Annotated in this window: 13 protein-coding genes; 3 read left to right on the forward strand and 10 right to left on the reverse strand. The window is 58.2% G+C overall.

Features of this window, described 5'->3' with window-relative positions; all coding sequences use genetic code 11:
- Window positions 1–556: 556 nt before the first annotated feature.
- From I6F28_RS26950 to I6F28_RS26965, 4 genes are all read right to left on the reverse strand, one after another.
- Complete coding sequence (locus I6F28_RS26950) at window positions 557–1873, reverse strand: preATP grasp domain-containing protein (protein WP_225142047.1); 1317 nt, start codon at window positions 1871–1873, stop codon at window positions 557–559.
- A 163-nt stretch (window positions 1874–2036) separates the two neighbouring features.
- Window positions 2037–3569, reverse strand: coding sequence for a class I adenylate-forming enzyme family protein (locus tag I6F28_RS26955; RefSeq protein ID WP_225142081.1), 1533 nt, complete (start codon window positions 3567–3569; stop codon window positions 2037–2039).
- A gap of 151 nt (window positions 3570–3720) precedes the next feature.
- On the reverse strand, window positions 3721–3981 hold the full coding sequence (locus I6F28_RS26960) for a hypothetical protein (RefSeq protein ID WP_225142049.1): 261 nt from the start codon (window positions 3979–3981) through the stop codon (window positions 3721–3723).
- Window positions 3982–4935: 954 nt separating this feature from the next.
- A complete protein-coding gene (locus I6F28_RS26965; protein WP_225142051.1) occupies window positions 4936–6060 on the reverse strand; it encodes a M20 family metallopeptidase in 1125 nt (374 codons plus the stop codon).
- 740 nt (window positions 6061–6800) lie between these two features.
- Between I6F28_RS26965 and I6F28_RS26970 the strand changes: the two genes are divergently transcribed.
- The gene (locus I6F28_RS26970) at window positions 6801–7091 is read left to right on the forward strand and encodes a hypothetical protein (RefSeq protein WP_225130982.1); all 291 of its coding nucleotides are present in this window, start codon (window positions 6801–6803) and stop codon (window positions 7089–7091) included.
- A 281-nt stretch (window positions 7092–7372) separates the two neighbouring features.
- Here I6F28_RS26970 and I6F28_RS26975 read toward each other — a convergent pair whose 3' ends face one another.
- From I6F28_RS26975 to I6F28_RS26995, 5 genes are all read right to left on the reverse strand, one after another.
- Window positions 7373–7558 (reverse strand): hypothetical protein, encoded by a 186-nt coding sequence (locus I6F28_RS26975; RefSeq protein WP_225130980.1) that lies wholly within the window; start codon window positions 7556–7558, stop codon window positions 7373–7375.
- 256 nt (window positions 7559–7814) lie between these two features.
- Window positions 7815–8825, reverse strand: coding sequence for an anthranilate phosphoribosyltransferase (trpD, locus tag I6F28_RS26980; RefSeq protein ID WP_225130979.1), 1011 nt, complete (start codon window positions 8823–8825; stop codon window positions 7815–7817).
- A 490-nt stretch (window positions 8826–9315) separates the two neighbouring features.
- Window positions 9316–10923 (reverse strand): acyl-CoA carboxylase subunit beta, encoded by a 1608-nt coding sequence (locus tag I6F28_RS26985; protein WP_225142052.1) that lies wholly within the window; start codon window positions 10921–10923, stop codon window positions 9316–9318.
- Between the two features lies 1 nt (window position 10924).
- Complete coding sequence (locus I6F28_RS37640; RefSeq protein ID WP_225142053.1) at window positions 10925–11428, reverse strand: acyl-CoA carboxylase biotin carboxyl carrier protein subunit; 504 nt, start codon at window positions 11426–11428, stop codon at window positions 10925–10927.
- A 1-nt stretch (window position 11429) separates the two neighbouring features.
- Window positions 11430–12899, reverse strand: coding sequence for an acetyl-CoA carboxylase biotin carboxylase subunit (locus I6F28_RS26995; protein ID WP_225142054.1), 1470 nt, complete (start codon window positions 12897–12899; stop codon window positions 11430–11432).
- 1031 nt (window positions 12900–13930) lie between these two features.
- Here I6F28_RS26995 and I6F28_RS27000 point away from each other — a divergent pair.
- Window positions 13931–14074 carry a hypothetical protein gene (locus I6F28_RS27000; protein WP_225142055.1) on the forward strand — a complete coding sequence of 48 codons (144 nt, stop codon included), beginning with the start codon at window positions 13931–13933 and terminating at the stop codon, window positions 14072–14074.
- A 243-nt stretch (window positions 14075–14317) separates the two neighbouring features.
- Here the strand turns inward: I6F28_RS27000 and I6F28_RS27005 are convergent, their stop codons facing one another.
- Window positions 14318–14674 (reverse strand): hypothetical protein, encoded by a 357-nt coding sequence (locus I6F28_RS27005; RefSeq protein ID WP_225142056.1) that lies wholly within the window; start codon window positions 14672–14674, stop codon window positions 14318–14320.
- Between the two features lie 2156 nt (window positions 14675–16830).
- Between I6F28_RS27005 and I6F28_RS37885 the strand changes: the two genes are divergently transcribed.
- Window positions 16831–17049, forward strand: coding sequence for a DUF7694 domain-containing protein (locus tag I6F28_RS37885; RefSeq protein ID WP_051380690.1), 219 nt, complete (start codon window positions 16831–16833; stop codon window positions 17047–17049).
- The last annotated feature ends 72 nt before the right edge of the window (window positions 17050–17121 follow it).

The following is a 17121-nucleotide window of genomic DNA, read 5'->3' on the forward strand; positions in this document are numbered from 1 at the left end:
CGCGCCGCTCGCCAGCCAGCTCTATCTCAATCCGATGCTCCGTCCAATGTGCTGTCGCGCTCTCCGATGAGGCCGCCACCGGGGCGATGCCCCACCCTCGGCCACAACTGCCCTGACAAAGCCAGCCTCGGATTTGGTCCGGTCTGCCGCGGCGGCCCTTCGCCAAGTCACCAGCAGAGAACGCGACAAGCCATATCGCCGCGCTGTCGCCGCAACCAGGCGTGGCTCGGACATGCTTTCCAAAGCAATCCGAGCCTTATCCTCTCAGACCAGCGCCGCCGCCGGCCTGTTTCCACCACCTCAAGTCGATTCAGCGCACTGATCTTCCCAGCTATCAGGCCAGTCCGCTGCAAGGCGTCTCTTCTCGGAGGCTTACCGCCGATCGGCACGCACTTCACGAGCGACTTAAGGGTAGCCGCGATTAGGGCTGACAGAGCCAGAGCGAGACGGAGCAGACATTCACGTCACATCCTCAGGTACGGGTTTCAAGGCGCGATCGAAAGCAGGGGCAAGTTCGGATCAATTGAACGGTCCAAGATATGGTCGATGGTCTCAATCAAGCAATTCTCAGTAGGCGGTGCTGCAGATCGCGGGCCGCGGGCCTGTCGCGCGCGATCACAAGGCACTCCACCGTGCCAGCCTCTTCGTCGGCAGCAAGCGGGATCACGCCCTCCTTGCGTGTGCGGTCGAATAGAAATCCTTCCTTGCCGAAACGATCATGCGCTGTTTGGAGGGATCGTGATCGAACATTTCTCACGGATAAAATAACCTTGCAACCGGAATAGTCGAAGCCCAGCAGCCGGACCGCAATACTGTGTAACACCGAGCCGCCACCCCAGCGGCCGTTCGCTTCATTAAACAGCAACCGACCGTGATTCGCGAAAATGGCGTCAATGTTGATCATTCCGCGATATCCCAGGTCTCGCGCAAGTGCCACAAATCGGTAGGCGTGTGCCTGGGCGGTCAACCATTGCTCGTTCGTCAGGTCACTTGGAAGCTCAAGTCCTGTCCAGATCAGAGCTCTTTCGGATCGATCTGTGCTTTTACGCAGACGTATGTTTCCACTGTTGATGAAAACGATTGAACCATCATCCTCGATTTCATACTCGAGATAGAACAAAGACCGGGCCAGGTGGTACGACTCCACGACCAGCGTCCTACACGACGCTGTTGTCATCTCAGACCAAAGCGCGTCAGGATCAAACGACGGCCATGAAATTCGCCGGGTATCTCTTGCCCCAGGTAGTGGATCGCTTTCTTTGCCGGTCAGGATGACATTTCCGACCCCACCGGCTCCATTGTCCAGCTTTACAATGACTCTGCCGGTCTCGGATCTGAGGGAAGTGACCGCTCTGAATAGTTCGTTTGAGTCCGTCGTGACAGATCCATTGGGCAGCGGAAGTGCGACGCTTGTCGCCAATTGACGGAAGTGGCTCTTGCGGTTCAACAGATCAGGCCCTCGCTGCAGAGCGAAGTCGTCGCCGGTCTGCGGTATGCCCAGCATGGTCGCCAGGCGTGCGACGCCTTCAGTAGAGTAGCAGGGATGCAATCGCCAGTTTGATTTCTGACGAATATGTCGGTTGATCCGCTCAACGACAGTCTTGGACAGCAATGTGCAGTCATCAAGGACCGGCGATTGGCGGCCGCCTTCAGGTACAAGGAGAAAAAGACTCGATGCGTCGAAATCGAGCGTCGCGCCAATGAAGGATAGCAGATCCGCCGGGATGACTACCGGGGAGACTATTAGGTCGCCGTGCTGGGCAAACCACGCTGAACGGTATGCCGAGTTGGCGGCCAGCGAAAGTTGAGCTGGTGTCAGATCGGCGCCCGACATTTGAGCCGTACCGGCATTCATGATCAAGATCCGCGGCATCCGCGACCTCCGGGCATCTGGACGCGATCAGACAGGGATCGTCAGGCCACAATGTTGAACTTGCTGCGCCGTGGTGAGGCACTGAGCGAAGGTTGATTTTGCGCCGTCTCGATATCACCTGCGATGTAGCGGGAGAGTACGGCGCGCCTCCAATCTGCCGATCTCAATTGATAGCTCCTTTCGGGCTGATCACGTGGCGATCCTTCAGCAAAAAATGCTGGATCTTGCCCAACGCGGTTTTCGGTAGTTCTTGTGTGAAAATGATTTCGCGCGGCACCTTAAAACGGGCGAGCTGTGACTGGACATGTGCCGTCAGCGCTTCCGCCTCGACCCGGGCGCCCGGTCGCTTGATCACATAAGCGACCGGTACTTCTTCCCAGCGCGCATCGGGTCGACCGACCACGGCGCATTCCGCGACATCCGGATGGTCCGCAAGCACACGCTCTACTTCTGCCGGATAGATATTCTCTCCGCCCGAAATGATCAGGTTTTTCTTGCGGTCGTGGACCCAAATATATCCAACTGCGTCGCAGCGGCCAATGTCCCCAGTGCGATACCAACCATTGCTCAGAGCCTCACGCGTTGCCTGTTGATTGCCCCAATATCCGCAGAAAACGTTGGGTCCACGGACTGCGATTTCGCCTGGGTTACCGGGCGGCAACTTGCGGCCCGAATCATCCAGGATCGCCGCTTCGCAGCAGAGACCTGCCAAGCCGCTTGAGCCCTCAGGCACGAGATTTCCGCCGAGCTTCGTATACACAGCGATCGGGCAGGTCTCCGTTGAACCGTAAACCTGCAGGACTGGAACGCCGCGCGCGACAAAGCGCTCGACAAGGTGCTGAGGCACCATCGTCGATCCGGTACAGATTGCTCTGAGCGAGGATAGGTCGGTGCTTTCCCATCGACCATTGCTGGCCAGGGCTTGCATCATGGCTGGCACCAGGGCTGCCAGGCTCGGCCGGTCACGCTCGAACGCATCAAGCATGGTCTCCGCCCCAAAGCGGGTGTGGATACTCACCGTCGCGCCGTGATGCAAAGTCGGCGTCGTCTGGATGTTCAAGCCACCAACGTGGAAGAACGGCAAAACAGCCAGCGTGTGATCGGCCGAGGTGAGGTCATGCATGTGCTGACTCATGATGCCGTTCCACAGCAACGCTTCCTGACGCAGCACGGCGCCTTTCGGTCGCCCTGTGGTGCCCGAAGTATAGACGATCAGAAGCGGGCAAGACGGGTCCGCGCGAGGATTGCGTCCGTCGCCACAGTCTCCCTCCAGGAGATCGTCCAACTTGCAGCCGCCGAGAGGCGTAAAGTCCAACCCGACAAGAGAGGCATGGCGCACTTGCTTCGTCAGGACAGGCAAAGCTGCGCCGAAGCACTGCTCAAGAACGAGCACTTTTGCCCCGGAGTCCGACAAAATGAAAGCGTGCTCGGCGGCCGCAAGACGCCAATTCAATGGTACGAGGATTGCGCCGAGCCTCGCGCACGCATAGAGCAGCGCCAGATAATCAGGCCTGTTGAGGCTGAGGATCGCGATCCGGTCTCCCCTTTGGACGCCGAGCTGGCTCTTGAAGGCGCGAGCGATCCGCTCGATCCGTCGATTGAGGCTGGCGTAGCTGAGACTCTGCCCTTCGAAATGGATCGCGGTTTTGCCGGGAGTATACGCAGCGTTTCGCTCGATCAGTGTGCAGAGATCCAACTTGTTATCCATGCGCCTTAGGCTCGCAAATTACGTTTGTCCCGATGCGCTTCAGCCGCAACCCGGAATTGCTTGGCGAGGCTCCGATCACATGCTTCGGTTTGCCTTTGTACAGGCTATGATCACACGGCCTAGGCCTTCTTGATGGATGTCATGGGTTGCGAACAATGGATATTGCTTGAGGGATCTCGGGCGATTGATCACTCACTCTCTGCTCGGCGGCGGTCGTGTGCATCTGTCGGTAGTGATAGGCACACCACGAAGATAGTTTCTTGCCGCGTCTTTGATATACAGGCTCGCCGCACATATAGGCCGCTCTGGCATCTCCATCTTTGAAGCCGATGATGCAACGGCATTGGCCTTCAATATGGTCGATTAACAGGACCTTCTTGACGTCGTCGGGCGCTTTCAACTTGCTGCTCCAGAATGCAAATATCTGCGATGCCGGGTGGTTGCGCGGAGCGGCACTTGCAGCTCAGGCTCTTTGAAAACCTGCGCAGGCCCGCCGTCTGCCTTGCCAGCCATGGGAAAGCAGTTTGAACAGAGCGGAAAGCCGGTTCGGCCAACTGATTTTGGCGCGGTGTCGCGCCAGAGGAGGGGTTTGGTTCAGATTCAGGAAGCAGCGACCCTCCGCAGGGGCTTCGGATGGAGGTCTACGTCCATCAATCCTGACCTCAACGCCTGTCTCGTGGCCCGGCCCAGCACAGTCACATAGTCTCGGTTCCGGAATGCCGAACCATTCAAAGCTACGTGCGAGCAGTAGCTCCGCAACCGGCACTCGCTGCATAGCCCTTCCGACCGACCCAGCATCGGGGATGAGGATCACGACCGACCATGGGGGCTTGGATCTGACCAGCTGAGACATTCTCAATCCTTCACAATCCCGGCGACAGACCGAGATAGGTGCTAACCTCAAGACCGTACAACTTAACGTTACGTGAGATTCAAGCCCTTTTTGGGAGCCTGTGACAACATGGCCAAGCTCTCAGGCTGCCGGAAAAGGGCCGCCGGCCGGTGTGCTGTCGCAAGCATTCAGCGCTGCGATGTGAGCCAAGAAAGTTCGCCTCCCGTCGAGATCAGGGTCGCCTGCCGATGAGCCCATTGCCGGAAACGCTTGCCCTTCGACCAGGCGCTCGCTGCCCTTGCAGCCGATTGCGCGCGTGAAGTCCGCTGCGCCGTCATTGAATAGCTCAGTCACGTCTATCTGGCGCCGACCGTGCGATGCCAAATGCGGCCGACCGATAGTTTTCGATGAGGTCGGCCTGATAGGGGCACCAGCCTATAGCCCTTGCGGCGTTGGAGAAACGATCCCGCGAATGTGCCGGCGGGCGTCATCCAACGTACCTCGTGGTCACTGACTTCGCGATTATCGCAGTGTCTGATAGAGGCGGTACAGCAGCCGCGCGCGAGGTTCAATCGACGAGATGTAGAGTTGCTCATAATGCGTATGCGCGCCCTTGCCATCGACGCCAAGGCCGTCAAGGGTCGCGGTATGCGGCGCGGTGAAATTGCTATCGGAGCCGCCGCCGCTGAACGCGTCGAGCAGCTCGAATCCAAGCTCGGCAGCAAGCTGTTTGGCGTGTGCGTAAAGCGCGGCGCCGGCGCTGGTCTTCTCATATGGCGGACGGTTCAATTCGCCTGATAACTTCACCTTGACGCCCTCGGTGCGCGAGCTGATGCCCAGAATCTTCGGCACCAGCTCGTCGGCATGGGCCATGGTCGGGACGCGCATGTCGACTTGCGCGTAGGCCAGTTCCGCGATCACGTTTGGCCTGGTGCCGCCGCGGACGACGCCGACATTGACGGTGATACCGCGCGTGAGATCGTTCATCGCCTCCAGCGTCTGGATCACATGGCCGAGTTCCCGAATCGCGCTGCGGCCGTCCTCGGGGCGCGTGCCGGCATGCGCGGCCGCACCCTTTATGAATACCTCGAAGCGCGCAACGCCCTTGCGCCCGGTGATGACCTTGCCGCCGTCGCGCGCCGGCTCGGTCACGAGCACGTATTTGGCCTTGCGGCCCTCGGCCTCGATCAGCGCGCGCGAGGTTGGGCTGCCAATCTCTTCGTCCGAGACGTAGAGCTGGGTGATGCCGAGCGGCGGGCGTGCGTCATCGGCGCAGATCTGCCGGAATGCGTGATAGGCGAGGTAGGCGCCGCCCTTCATGTCGTAGATGCCGGGGCCGAACGCACTGTCGCCGTCGATCTTGAAGGGTAGCCGTTCGATGGATCCCATCGGATGGACGGTGTCGAGATGGCTCAAGATTAGAAGGCCCGGTACGCCCTGCCCCCAAGAAGAGCGGATAACCAAATGATCGCCGCAGCCGTCATGCCCCGCAACGCGCTCGACGCTGGCGGGCAGGTCGCGATAGCCTGCTGCGACGACATCAGCCAGTTTGTTGATCTGATCCGGCCGCTCCGTCGGAGATTCGATCATGACCCAGCGGCGAATGCCCTCGAGAATCGGGGCGATTTCGAACGCGTTGCTGGACATAGTTGTCTGACGCCTTTGAATTCGATTGTTATCGTTCTGCAAGATCATGACATCAACCATGTACTCACATCAGAATCGAGGCCGAACATCTAAAGGGTCGCCAGCCGTTGTGACCCAGGCGTGCCTCTGGATCCGATCTTGCTGCGGCAACGATGTACGCGCCTGTCGATCTTAACTTGAGCTACCAAAGCTGGTAGTTTTCGACGGGATTATGCGGACCTAAGAAGAAGGCCCTTCTGGAGTTGGTCGTTCTGGTGAGCTGTAATTATTCTGATCAGGACCTTCCTGCGAGATCCGCGCAAATCGCATTGTCCTGACCAGGTGACCCCCACGCCTCTCAACGCGGAAGGTCGCCGGCCAGCGGCAGCATCGTACGAGCGGCGAAGCGCCGAAATCGCCGGAGCTGAGGGGACGGACCTCTCAATACGAGCTCTAATCAGTGAAACAGTTGCAGCCCGGTCGATTGTTCGACGACTGTCGCTGGAAGCGGCCAGGGATCGATGCCACCGCGCTCAGTCAAGCAGTAGGGTTCCGCGCCCCGGAAGTTGATCAATGGATTGCCACGGCCTTGTCGGGTCGCGATAAATTCATCCGATAAAGATGGTATGTGTGCCAAGCACCTTGTGGTCATACAAAACGCATTCGAGCGCGCAAAATGCGTTCGGCAATAGCGGTGGGCGCTGTATCGAAGCGGTGAACACCCTTGGGCCCCTCCCGACCGCCAACGGCACGGCGGCTCCATGCAGATGGACGTCAAAGAACTCACCGCCAGTCCACGTCGTCCGGCTGCCGTTCCGCTCGTCACGATGGCGACACCCGCTGGCCAGATTGCGCATGGTCTGACGGAACTCTGTCGGTCGGATAGACGGCATTTCAAACTGGTGGCTCATGATCTGCCTCTGGACTTGTACCCGATTCCGACTTTTATCCGTATTGGGCGGCCCCTAATAAGGTATCCGGTGTCGGAATTACGTGACGAGCAAGCTCAGGTCGAGCTCGGCTATGACTTCGATGTCCTCTGGATTAGCTGAAGTCATGACCAGACGGACGTGCAGTATCTCACCTTGTTATCGGGATCGGCGATTGCAGCGGCAGAACTGAGAATTGCCGCCGCCAGGAGTTTCAATAGGACCCTTCTCAAGCAGAACCGCGCTGAGCGGCCGCCGACGCGCCAGTGCACGCAGAGTTGTGGTCGCGATCCGACCAGCTGGGCTGGAACCTCGCTGGGCCGCCGGGCGGAGGGGATGATGCCGATTTCGGTACCGGCGCGCGCCTACCAGAGTTTCTCCGCATGTAGACGGCATCGGCGTACCTAAAGCGCCTTTAGGAGAATACGTTTTTTTGCCTCGAGAAGATGCTTATCCAGCGTCGCGTGCAGCGCTCCCCGCAACTCCGGCGGGATCGAGCCATCTGTATCGATCAATTCTCGGAACTTCCGAATGATGTGTTCTAACACTGCAATAGATCCTTGTGCTTCAACCTTCAGCCAGGACATCATCGATTCTCTCCTTTGGCGCGCAGCGCGCTTCCTCGTGGGTCCTCACCTCGGCAACTCTGGTTGCAACAAACTCTCGTCGAAAAAAAGTTGGCGCTCGGGCCGCGTGCTCAGCGCGACTTGCTTTGATGAGGGCGAGCGCAGGCGGCGCACGCTCCTTGAAATCCCGCAGAAGTGACGCGCATTCACGCCTGCAATACTTTCGCGCTCGTGAGCAACAGTCTTGGTCGGAATACTGGAACATCGGCCAGCTCGGCTGTCACGCGTTCGAAACCGCGATCAGGCGCTTCAGTCGAGCGGCTGCGGCGCCGCCATCAAGTGATTCTTGTCCAAGTGCTACGCCTTCCCGCAGGGTCGAGGCCCGCCCGGCCACGACCAATGCCGCTGCCGCGTTCAAAAGCGCAGCGTCGCGAAATCGACCTGGTACGCCATCAAGCACATTTTGCAGCGCAACGGCATTAGCCTCTGCATCGCCGCTCTCCAGCGCGTCGCGGCAGCGGGGGAGCCCGGCTTCTTCCGGCGTCACTTCGAAGGTGCGGACTATACCCGCCTCAAGAGCAGCAACAAAGGTTGGACCGGTAAGGGTTATTTCGTCGAGCCCGTCCGAGCCATGAACAACCCATACCGACTCGGCACCGAGGTTCTTCAAGACGTACGCCAGAGGCTGGACCCATTCGGGAGATAATACCCCAACGATCTGCCGCTTGACCCTGGCCGGATTGGACAGAGGCTCGATTAGATTGAAGATCGTGTGGATTCCAAGTGCTGTCCGGATCTGGCCGACGCGCTGCATCGCCGGATAATGGGCCGAGGCAAACATGAAGCCGATGTTGGCTTCCTGTACACAACGTGCAATAGCTTCAGGCTTGAGATCGACCTTCACGCCGAGGCGCGCCAACACGTCTGCGGTGCTTGAACCCGAAGATGCAGCGCGGTTGGCATGCTTGGCGACAGGAATGCCGACCCCGGCGACGATGAAGGAAGCACACGTCGACACGTTGACCGAATATATAGGGGTGTCGTTCGTGCCAGCGATACCGACGGGGTCGCATGCCGCCTCCACGCGCAGCATTCTATTCCGCATCGCGGAGGCGGCCCCGGTGACTTCTTCGACCGTCTCGCCCCGGACCCGCATCCCCATCAACAAGCCACCGATTTGCGAGGGAGTCGCGTAACCCGACATCACGCTGTCGAAGGCTGACGCAGTTTCCTCGCGCGTCAGAGTGGCGCCGCTGGCAACTTTGCCAATGATCGATCTAAGCTCTTCCATCGAACTTTACACGTTCCTTGTTCAAACCTCGATCTCTTCCGCGACGTTTGAGGCGGCAGTCGGTTGAGTGTGGGCGCCCTCGGCGAGGCTACAACCTGACGCTACGTGAGGGTCAAGCTCTCCATTTCGTGCCGTCGAGAGGAGGTCGTCGGCCAGTAGAACACTGTAGTTTCTTGATGCCAGGACCGATGGCACTCTCTCGCGCCCGCTTGCCACGCCCGCAGCGGCCTCTTTACCGCGGTGTTCCGACCGGATCACCGCCAAAGCCTTTTAGCGTCGGGCGCCGCCGTCGTGGAGCATTGAAGCGGCTTCCTCTACCTGCTTCGCGAGTATTGGTGCTGGGGAGATGGAGCCCGATCTCAGCTGGGCTCTACAAAATAACGCCACCTGATTGTAAATGAAGGTGCGCAGGACGGCCTTCATAGAGCGATCGACGCGTCCCGTTGATCCGCGCGCATGAAGCGGTGAGCCAGCCGTGTTCGGTCCTGCCTTACAGTCGGAATACGCCGTATTGCGGCGCATCGATCGGCGCATTGAGCGAAGCGCTCAATGCGATTGCGAGGGCAGTTCTGGTATCGACAGGATCAAGAATGCCGTCGTCCCAGATTTCCGAGGTCGCATAATAGGCACTTGACCGCTCGCGATATTCTTCAAGAATTGGTGCTCGAATGGCTGCCAATTCCTGCTCCGAGAGGCGCCCTCCGGCGCGAGCCAATTGTCTCGCCTTGACGTGTGTGAGAACTCCGGCGGCCTGCTCGGCGCCCATCGCAGATATCTGAGAATTCGGCCAGCTGAACACGAATCGAGGATCAAACGCGCGTCCCGACATAGCGTAAGTTCCTGCGCCGTGCGAGCTATTGCAAACGATCGTAAACTTCGGCACGGACGCTCCGGCCACCGCCATGATCAGCTTGGCGCCGTCCTTGGTGATCCCACGCCGTTCATATTCGCGGCCAACCATAAAGCCAGTTACGTTCTGCAGGAAGAGCAGGGGCGTCCGGTTCTTGTCGCACAGTTGAATGAAATGAGCCCCCTTTAGCGCGCTGTCGCCGAACAGCACGCCATTATTGGCAATGATCCCGATTTGATATCCATAAAGCCGCGCAAAGCCGCACACGAGTGATGTCGCATACCGCGGCTGGTATTCTTGAAATCGGCTGCCATCGACCAGACGAGCGATGATCTCTCGCATGTCGAACTGCGCTCGCGCGTCCTTTGGAATGATACCGTAGAGTTCGGACGCACTATAGGCGGGCGGCTCGGGGGCCGCTCGATCGATCGAGGTCTTCGCCGGTTGGTGGAAGCTAGCAACGACGTCGCGGGCAATCGCAATCGCATGGATTTCGGAGCTTGCAAAGTAATCACAGGTGCCCGACACGCTGGTATGCATGAGAGCGCCGCCAAGTTCGTCGGCGGACACTTGTTCGCCGGTGGCAGCCTTCACGACCGGAGGGCCGCCGAGAAAAATCGCTCCAGTGCCTTCGACGATAATGTTGTATTCACTAAGCGCAGGGACGTAGGCCCCTGCCGCGGTGCAGTGGCCCATGACGATGGCGACCTGCGGCACCCCCATCTTCGAGAGAACGGATTGATTGCGGAGAATTCGACCGGCATGGTAGCGATCAGCAAAGAATTCCGCCTGCAAAGGCAGAAATCCGCCGGCACAGTCGCACAGGTGAACCACCGGCAGACGGTTTTCGATGGCTATATCCAGTGTCCGCACGATCTTCTTGACCGAGAGTGGATACCATGCGCCGCTCTTCACGCTGGCATCGTCGGCATGAACAATAACCTCTCGCCCCGCCACAATGCCGATGCCGACAACCTGGGCGGCGCCGGGCACCTCGCCGTCGTATGCCTTGTTAGCGGCCAGCGTCGAAAGCTCTAGGAACGGAGTTTCCGGATCGAGCAAGGCCGCGAGCCGCTCACGAACAAAAAGTTTATTCTGCCGACGCAGCCGCTCGAAGTCCCGCTCAGGCCTGTGGAAGCGGGCAACGCGTTGGCGCTCTTTCAATTCGGCGGCAAGTTGTCTGTTGTGCAGGTCGTTGCGACGAAATTCCTGCGAGTTCACGTTCGCCACGGAACCGATCCGCTGCATTTCAGCGCCCTTCTTTAGAGAGCGTGACCAGCACAGCGTCGTGCTCGAAGCTCTCACCTTCCTTGACGTGAATTCGATGGACGATGCCATCCTGTGGTGAGCGTATGATCGTTTCCAGCTTCATGCTTTCAATCGTCATCAGTGCCATTCCCGCCGAGACCGATTGACCGGACGAAACTGTGATCGCAACAACAAAGCCGGGCATCGGCGCCCGGGCCTCCAAAGCGTGAGTCTCGTTATTGCCGGATGCGCACGCTCGCAACGGGTCGTTGTAGCGCAAAATGCGCGTCCTGCCGCGGATGTGGAGGTGAATTAGCTCCCCCTCGATGGCGAACCTGACCGGTTCGCTCTGGCCCGCAATGGTCAAGATGCCGCTACTGTCATTGCAATGGCTGAACGCGACAGGGGTAATCACCTGGTCTCGAAGATGGAGCCTGTAGTCTTGCTGGTTGGGTGAAAGCCACAATTCATGATATACGCCGTCGACCTCGAATGAGTGATACACGTCAATTTCTCCAACTACCGAGCGCTGCGTGAAACTCGGGCACGGCATCGGCCGACTCGCGGACCGGTCTTGTCAGGAGAGCCGCAGATGCCAGGAACGCAGACATTTCGGCAGCAAAGTTGTCGGCGGCGAGATGTGGATTTTCTTCTAGGTATCCCGTATGGAACTGACCGCCAAGAAATGCCTCGTCGCAAAGAATCCGTGCGAGCAAGCTCGCGTTGGTCTCGCACCCAAGTAGAACCAGTTCGCGAACGGCGCGGTAGGCTTTCAGAGCAGCCTCTATGCGGCTCGGTGAATGCACAATGATCTTGGCGAGCATGGGATCGAATGCCGCCGTGATGTGCTGGCCTTGCATGATGCCGCTGTCGATTCGTGCGCCATCCGGATACTCGAGAAGAAGTACTTTGCCGGTGGTCGGGACGTATCCGCGTTCGGGAGCCTCGGCGCAAAGCCTGAGCTCGATTGCATGCCCATTTGAAAGAATGTCGGACTGCGAAAGTGCAAGTTTTCGGCCCGCTGCCGCATAGACTTGTTCGGCGATCAGATCGACGCCGGTGATCATCTCGGTCACCGGATGTTCGACCTGAAGGCGTGTATTCATTTCTAGAAAGTAAAACTCTCCGCCGCTGAAAATGAACTCGACCGTTCCTGCATTCTGATAGTTCGCTGCACGGGCGATGCCGACGGCGGTTTCGCAAATCCGGGTCCGCAATTCTGGTGATAGCGCTGGCGAGGGCGTTTCCTCGATGATCTTCTGGAAACGGCGCTGCACCGAGCATTCGCGCTCGAAGAGATGGACCAAGTTACCGAAGGCGTCACCGAGCACCTGTACTTCAATGTGTCGCGGTCTTTCGATATATCGTTCAACATAAAGTCGGCCATCTCCAAAGTAGCGACGCGCTTCACTGCTCGCCTGCTCAATGGCTGCCTCCAACGTAGCGAGGTCGCGTACAATCCGCATTCCCTTGCCGCCACCGCCAGATGATGGCTTCACGAGCAAAGGAACTCCAATAGCCCGCGCTCTCGAAACGAATGTGGCCGGATCATCTTCCTCGATGGCGCAGGGTGCGACTGGAAAGCCGTTGCTTTGAACGAACTCACGGGCGCGGATCTTATCGCCCATTAGCTCGATCGTTTCTGGAGCGGGTCCGATGAATACAATACCGGCCTTTGTCACTCTACTGGCGAATTCCGCATTCTCGGAAAGCATTCCATAACCGGGATGTATCGCGCCGGCGTTCGCCTTGCGGGCGGCAGCGATGATCTGCTCGATATCCAGATAGCTTGCGATCGGCGTGCGGCCGCTGATCGGAATAGCCAGGTCGGCCATTGAGACGGCCGGGGTTCCCGCGTCAACCTCATGGTAGGCAATTGCAGACCGAAGCCCAAGCTTGTTCAAGGTTTTGATGATACGTGCGGCTATCTCACCCCTATTGGCGATCAGAACGGTATCGAAGGGTAATTTATGCATTCGCCTATCCGGACAAGCGCGATTGAACCAGAGCGTCGGTCAATTGTAGGGGGCCATGCTCGTCATCTGACCTCGGGTGACCGTCCTGCAGGTCAGGCTTGGACCACTTCTGTGGATGAGGCAAACGAACAGGCAGCACATCTTCACTTCGAGTCGCTGCTTTTTTTGCCAGTGTCGCGCACGGAGATCACGTAGCGACATTGCTGACTGAGGCTCGCCTGCTTGGATCTGAGGCAGGCAGTGATAGCGGTGCGATCTGGTATGTGGCTGCTACAAAGGCGGAACACGTCCTCCATGCAAGCCTCTTTCTCCTCTGCGGTCGGCGCTTGATCGCGCGCGTTGACCAGCCTGGGTATTAGAGCTGTCATTGCGACGGCAAGAGCGACGGCGCAGTAGTAGAGTGTGAGGCGCGAAGGCAGCTGAGTTCGTTGATTTTGAGTCATGATATCCCTTTAGGTCGGTCGGGCTGCGGTATTGTTCTTCCTGCGCGAAGCGCCAACATGACCTGTCAACCGCGAAACAAGCCGGAACTGCTTAAGTGCGGTGCCGGCAAGCTCGTCCTTTCACTTTTGCGGTCTGACTGTACGGTGCTGGTCATCTGTCCGGCACGACGAAACGGCACCTGCCCTAGTGGTGGAGCTCCGCGAAGAGGGGAAGCACTGGCGGGTGAGCTGGCCAAACAAGTGATCATTTCGGAGCTTCCGGTGATTGTGCGGTTGTGCATGCTTGGATGTCGCGAGGCATTGCTTGGGCGTGACATGTGCTCAGGTACTCTGGCTGAGCCTATCCGCCAGGCGACTATTGACGCGGTAGCCGGCGACGGGAAGGGCCCGGGCCAACTATCGCGAGGCAGAGAGATCGGGCAAAAGCCAGGTGCGCTCAAGCCACGGTTGATGATGCATTCGATCGTTCAGAGCGAACCATGATGGCGCGGGCCGAGACTGTGTTTGGTGTAGTCGCGCCCGTGTTCGTTGGGTGGGGTATCTGAGGCGGAGCCTCCGTCTTGCGTCCGTTCCGGTGAGGCTACGGTGATGGAAGCGCCTGCCGTGCAGATCTCGAAACGCGCGACTTCGTCCAGCCGCGACAGGAACAGCTCCGACGAAGCGCGGACAACGATGCGCCTGGAAGATCTTATCGTCCTGATCGAGTCGCGCCAGGTGAGTTTAGATGTTTGAAACATTCGCAATTCTCATGATTGTCCGGACCGCTGGATTGTCGGAGGTGGTTCCCACTTGTCCAGGATCGTACAATCTAACGCTAGGTCCGATTCAAGCCCCTTGTGCATCCCATCGTCTGAGCATGTCGGGGCTGTGGATTCTTCGTACGAGCCTCGGCTGCAAGGCGCACTTTGGTGTTTCAGAATAGCAGCTGTGCATGGCGACTGCCCGCTTCGGCAACCGAGGCCACGAGCGTCGCTGTTACGTGATTATACGGAGCGCCGGTGTCGCATTTCTTTGATCTGCCAATTGCATGCTCTCGGCATGAATCCGAAAAGTAAACTCTACCAGCCCGACCACTGGCGAGGCCGTGCGGAAGCAACGCGAAAGAAAGCGGAAGCGCTCGCTGACGGAAAAGCCAAAGACAGGCTGCTTAAAATTGCCGTGGAATACGACAAGCTGGCTCGGCGTGCCCACGTGTGGCGGATGCACAAAAACGAGGACGATACGTGGCCTGAGGAAGAGCTGTAAAGCGTCGCTGCGGATCATCAAAAAGGCCCCCAGCCCGTTGATCGCTACCCGACCTAATGGTCCGCGCAAAATGTCGCTCAGCTGCAAGTCAGTGCCTGGAAGGGACGTTGAGGGGCACCGTGGGCCAAGGCATCCTGACGGTCCTGTGGCGCGCTCCTGATCGCGACACGTAGGTGAAGGCGGAGCAGGCCGCCTGCCCAACGCTCCTTCAAGTCTACTTGTTTAGTCAGCTTCTCGAAAGCTAATTCTCATATGACGAAAAATGCGGGATCCAGACCTCAATTTGAGTCAATGCGTCCCAGTTAAAGCGGAAGCCCGGATGACATCCGCGCGGGGACATGTTGAGCTGTTACAGGTCAGTGTTTGGCACTTCGTCGCGGCTGCAATGGCATATCAGTTTGGCAAATTCGAGAGTTCTGCGGCATCGCTCAATATTTACTTTGCGCTGGTCGGAGGGACGGATTTCCAGGTAGTCGCGCGAAGTGTGTCACTGGAACCAAGTCTGTGAAGAGGTCTCCACGTCCGATTGATGGTGCGCATACGGTGCGGCCGCGGCATGCGAGAGGTGTCGGTAAGCTCCTCGCGCCTTTGGCATCCGCGAGATTATTTCAGAAGAGCGCTGCGATGATCCAGTAGATACCGGCCCAAAGCAGCGCATTTATGAGGAGTGCAGCCAGCAGCCAAAGGTTCCACCTCCTTTGCACCTGCCGGGAGCGACAATCGGCGCCGTAATGCTTGATCGGTTGTTGCTTTGGTGCGCGCCAATGCGTCATTTCATCAGACGTCGCGCTGGTCCACGGAAAAATGCCGGGTTTTGCATGCCTCGTACTACTCATAAGTTCGCGGTCCTCTTTCATAAGGAGAGTGTCAGAATCGTTTGTCTGAGCGCGGCGAGCATCCGGCCGATGGTATGCTCGTCGTATCGTCGGTGCATTTAAGGTCGGCGTTCCGTTGCCACAGCAATCTACATGCCACGACGGAGAAGTGTCGGCACCGCTTTGATGTAAGCAAAAACGCCTCTGTCGGGCGTTGGCGACACGGAACCGCTGTCCAAGGTCGGATTCGCGACGTCCATGTCTGAAAGACAACACCCGCATTAGCAGCAAAAGCGTGAGCGCTTCGCGAGCGTCATACCGTGAGAAATGCGTAAGAGCTGTATCGTAGTAGTGCGGGAAGACGGCCGGCGGTCGCACTCATAGAGATCGATTAATCATTGTTTCTGACCATCACCTTACGAGGAGACACCGAGATGGCAGGCGATCCGCTGGATGCTATCAGCTCGAAAACAGTTCGTGCTCGGCGTCAGCGGCTCTGGTGCAGGCCCGTTTTGATTTGGTCCCGTACAATTCAATCGAGCTTACGTAGATGGCGCATTGGCACCGTTCAGACTCGACCGAAAGCTGCGAATGGTCAAGTACTACGATCTCACCAAGCAGTAAGATCGCCGCGAAGCATCAACTGGTGCCAGCAGTGGTTTTGCGCATCATAGAATGTGGATGTCAAACGCCACCATAGGGAGCATGCCATGATGACGACCAATTCATTGAAGAGGAGGTGACGGCCAAGAGCCGACAAGTTCTTGTGAAGAAGGTCACCATGAAACATGAATGGGCGCTAACGCTTGCTTGAAGCGGGCAAGAGCGATGGCGGACATTGCTGTTGCTGATGCGCGATCTGTTCGGCGACGTGCGACCAATACTGGCTGGCATCGATAAGTAGGATGATTCGCATGAGAGGGGCTTGATGGCACAGCTGCCTTACAAGCGGGAATGTGCAATCGGCGGACTGATTCGCCATCGCGCAGATCGGCTATCGCGCATGCTCAGGCAATCAGTGGCCCTTGAGAGCGACCTTCGCCCACAATGCGAGTGTTAGAAGACTATAACAGGAGAACGAGTGATGATGAACATCTGCGGCTTTCTCAGATGGTGCGCTGAAAAGGGGTATAGGAGCGCTGGGCCGAGGATCGAGCCGGTTGACGAGTTGCAAGACAACGTCATCTGCGTCGAGTTCAAGGCCATCCGAGAGGCAAAGGAGCGGGCGTGCGGGCGCAGATGATAGAGAAGCTGGAGGCCGGCCGCGTGCAACACGGCCGGTTCGCTACCGTTCCGGGATCAGGCCCTTGCGGCGTGTTCCTCGTGCAGGGGCCTTGCGGGTGTGAACTAAAGATAAGTGGATTCGTCCGTCCTGGCTGGGAGCATGTCGCTGTCTCGACGCCGCGGCGCTGTCCGAATTGGGACGAGATGTGCTTTGTCAAAGACCTGTTCTGGGATGAAGAGGAGTGTGTCATGCAATTGCATCCGCCACATTCGCAGTATGTGAATAACAGCCGATATTGCCTGCACCTGTGGAGACCCACTCATCGCGGCATCCCAATGCCGCCGCCGAGCTTTGTGGGCATCGTTGGGCTAGGGCCATCAGAAGCCGCAATGTTGTTCGCCCAGATGAGCGCGACAGCATGATGAGCTGAGTTAAAAGGATATCTGAGCGGAAGATGAGGCCGAGCGGGTGCAGAAGCACCGGTTCGGCGCCGC

The sequence above is a fragment of the Bradyrhizobium sp. NBAIM14 genome, from assembly GCF_020193895.1.
GTDB lineage: Bacteria > Pseudomonadota > Alphaproteobacteria > Rhizobiales > Xanthobacteraceae > Bradyrhizobium > Bradyrhizobium yuanmingense.

Coding starts and splice junctions, on each gene's coding strand:
- I6F28_RS26950 (WP_225142047.1), bottom strand. CDS start 1,873: ATGCCGCGGATCTTGATCATGAATGCCGGTACGGCTCAAATGTCGGGC.
- I6F28_RS26965 (WP_225142051.1), bottom strand. CDS start 6,060: ATGTCCAGCAACGCGTTCGAAATCGCCCCGATTCTCGAGGGCATTCGC.
- I6F28_RS26970 (WP_225130982.1), top strand. CDS start 6,801: ATGCAGATGGACGTCAAAGAACTCACCGCCAGTCCACGTCGTCCGGCT.
- I6F28_RS26975 (WP_225130980.1), bottom strand. CDS start 7,558: ATGATGTCCTGGCTGAAGGTTGAAGCACAAGGATCTATTGCAGTGTTA.
- trpD (WP_225130979.1), bottom strand. CDS start 8,825: ATGGAAGAGCTTAGATCGATCATTGGCAAAGTTGCCAGCGGCGCCACT.
- I6F28_RS26985 (WP_225142052.1), bottom strand. CDS start 10,923: ATGCAGCGGATCGGTTCCGTGGCGAACGTGAACTCGCAGGAATTTCGT.
- I6F28_RS26995 (WP_225142054.1), bottom strand. CDS start 12,899: ATGCATAAATTACCCTTCGATACCGTTCTGATCGCCAATAGGGGTGAG.
- I6F28_RS27000 (WP_225142055.1), top strand. CDS start 13,931: ATGGAAGCGCCTGCCGTGCAGATCTCGAAACGCGCGACTTCGTCCAGC.
- I6F28_RS37885 (WP_051380690.1), top strand. CDS start 16,831: ATGTGCTTTGTCAAAGACCTGTTCTGGGATGAAGAGGAGTGTGTCATG.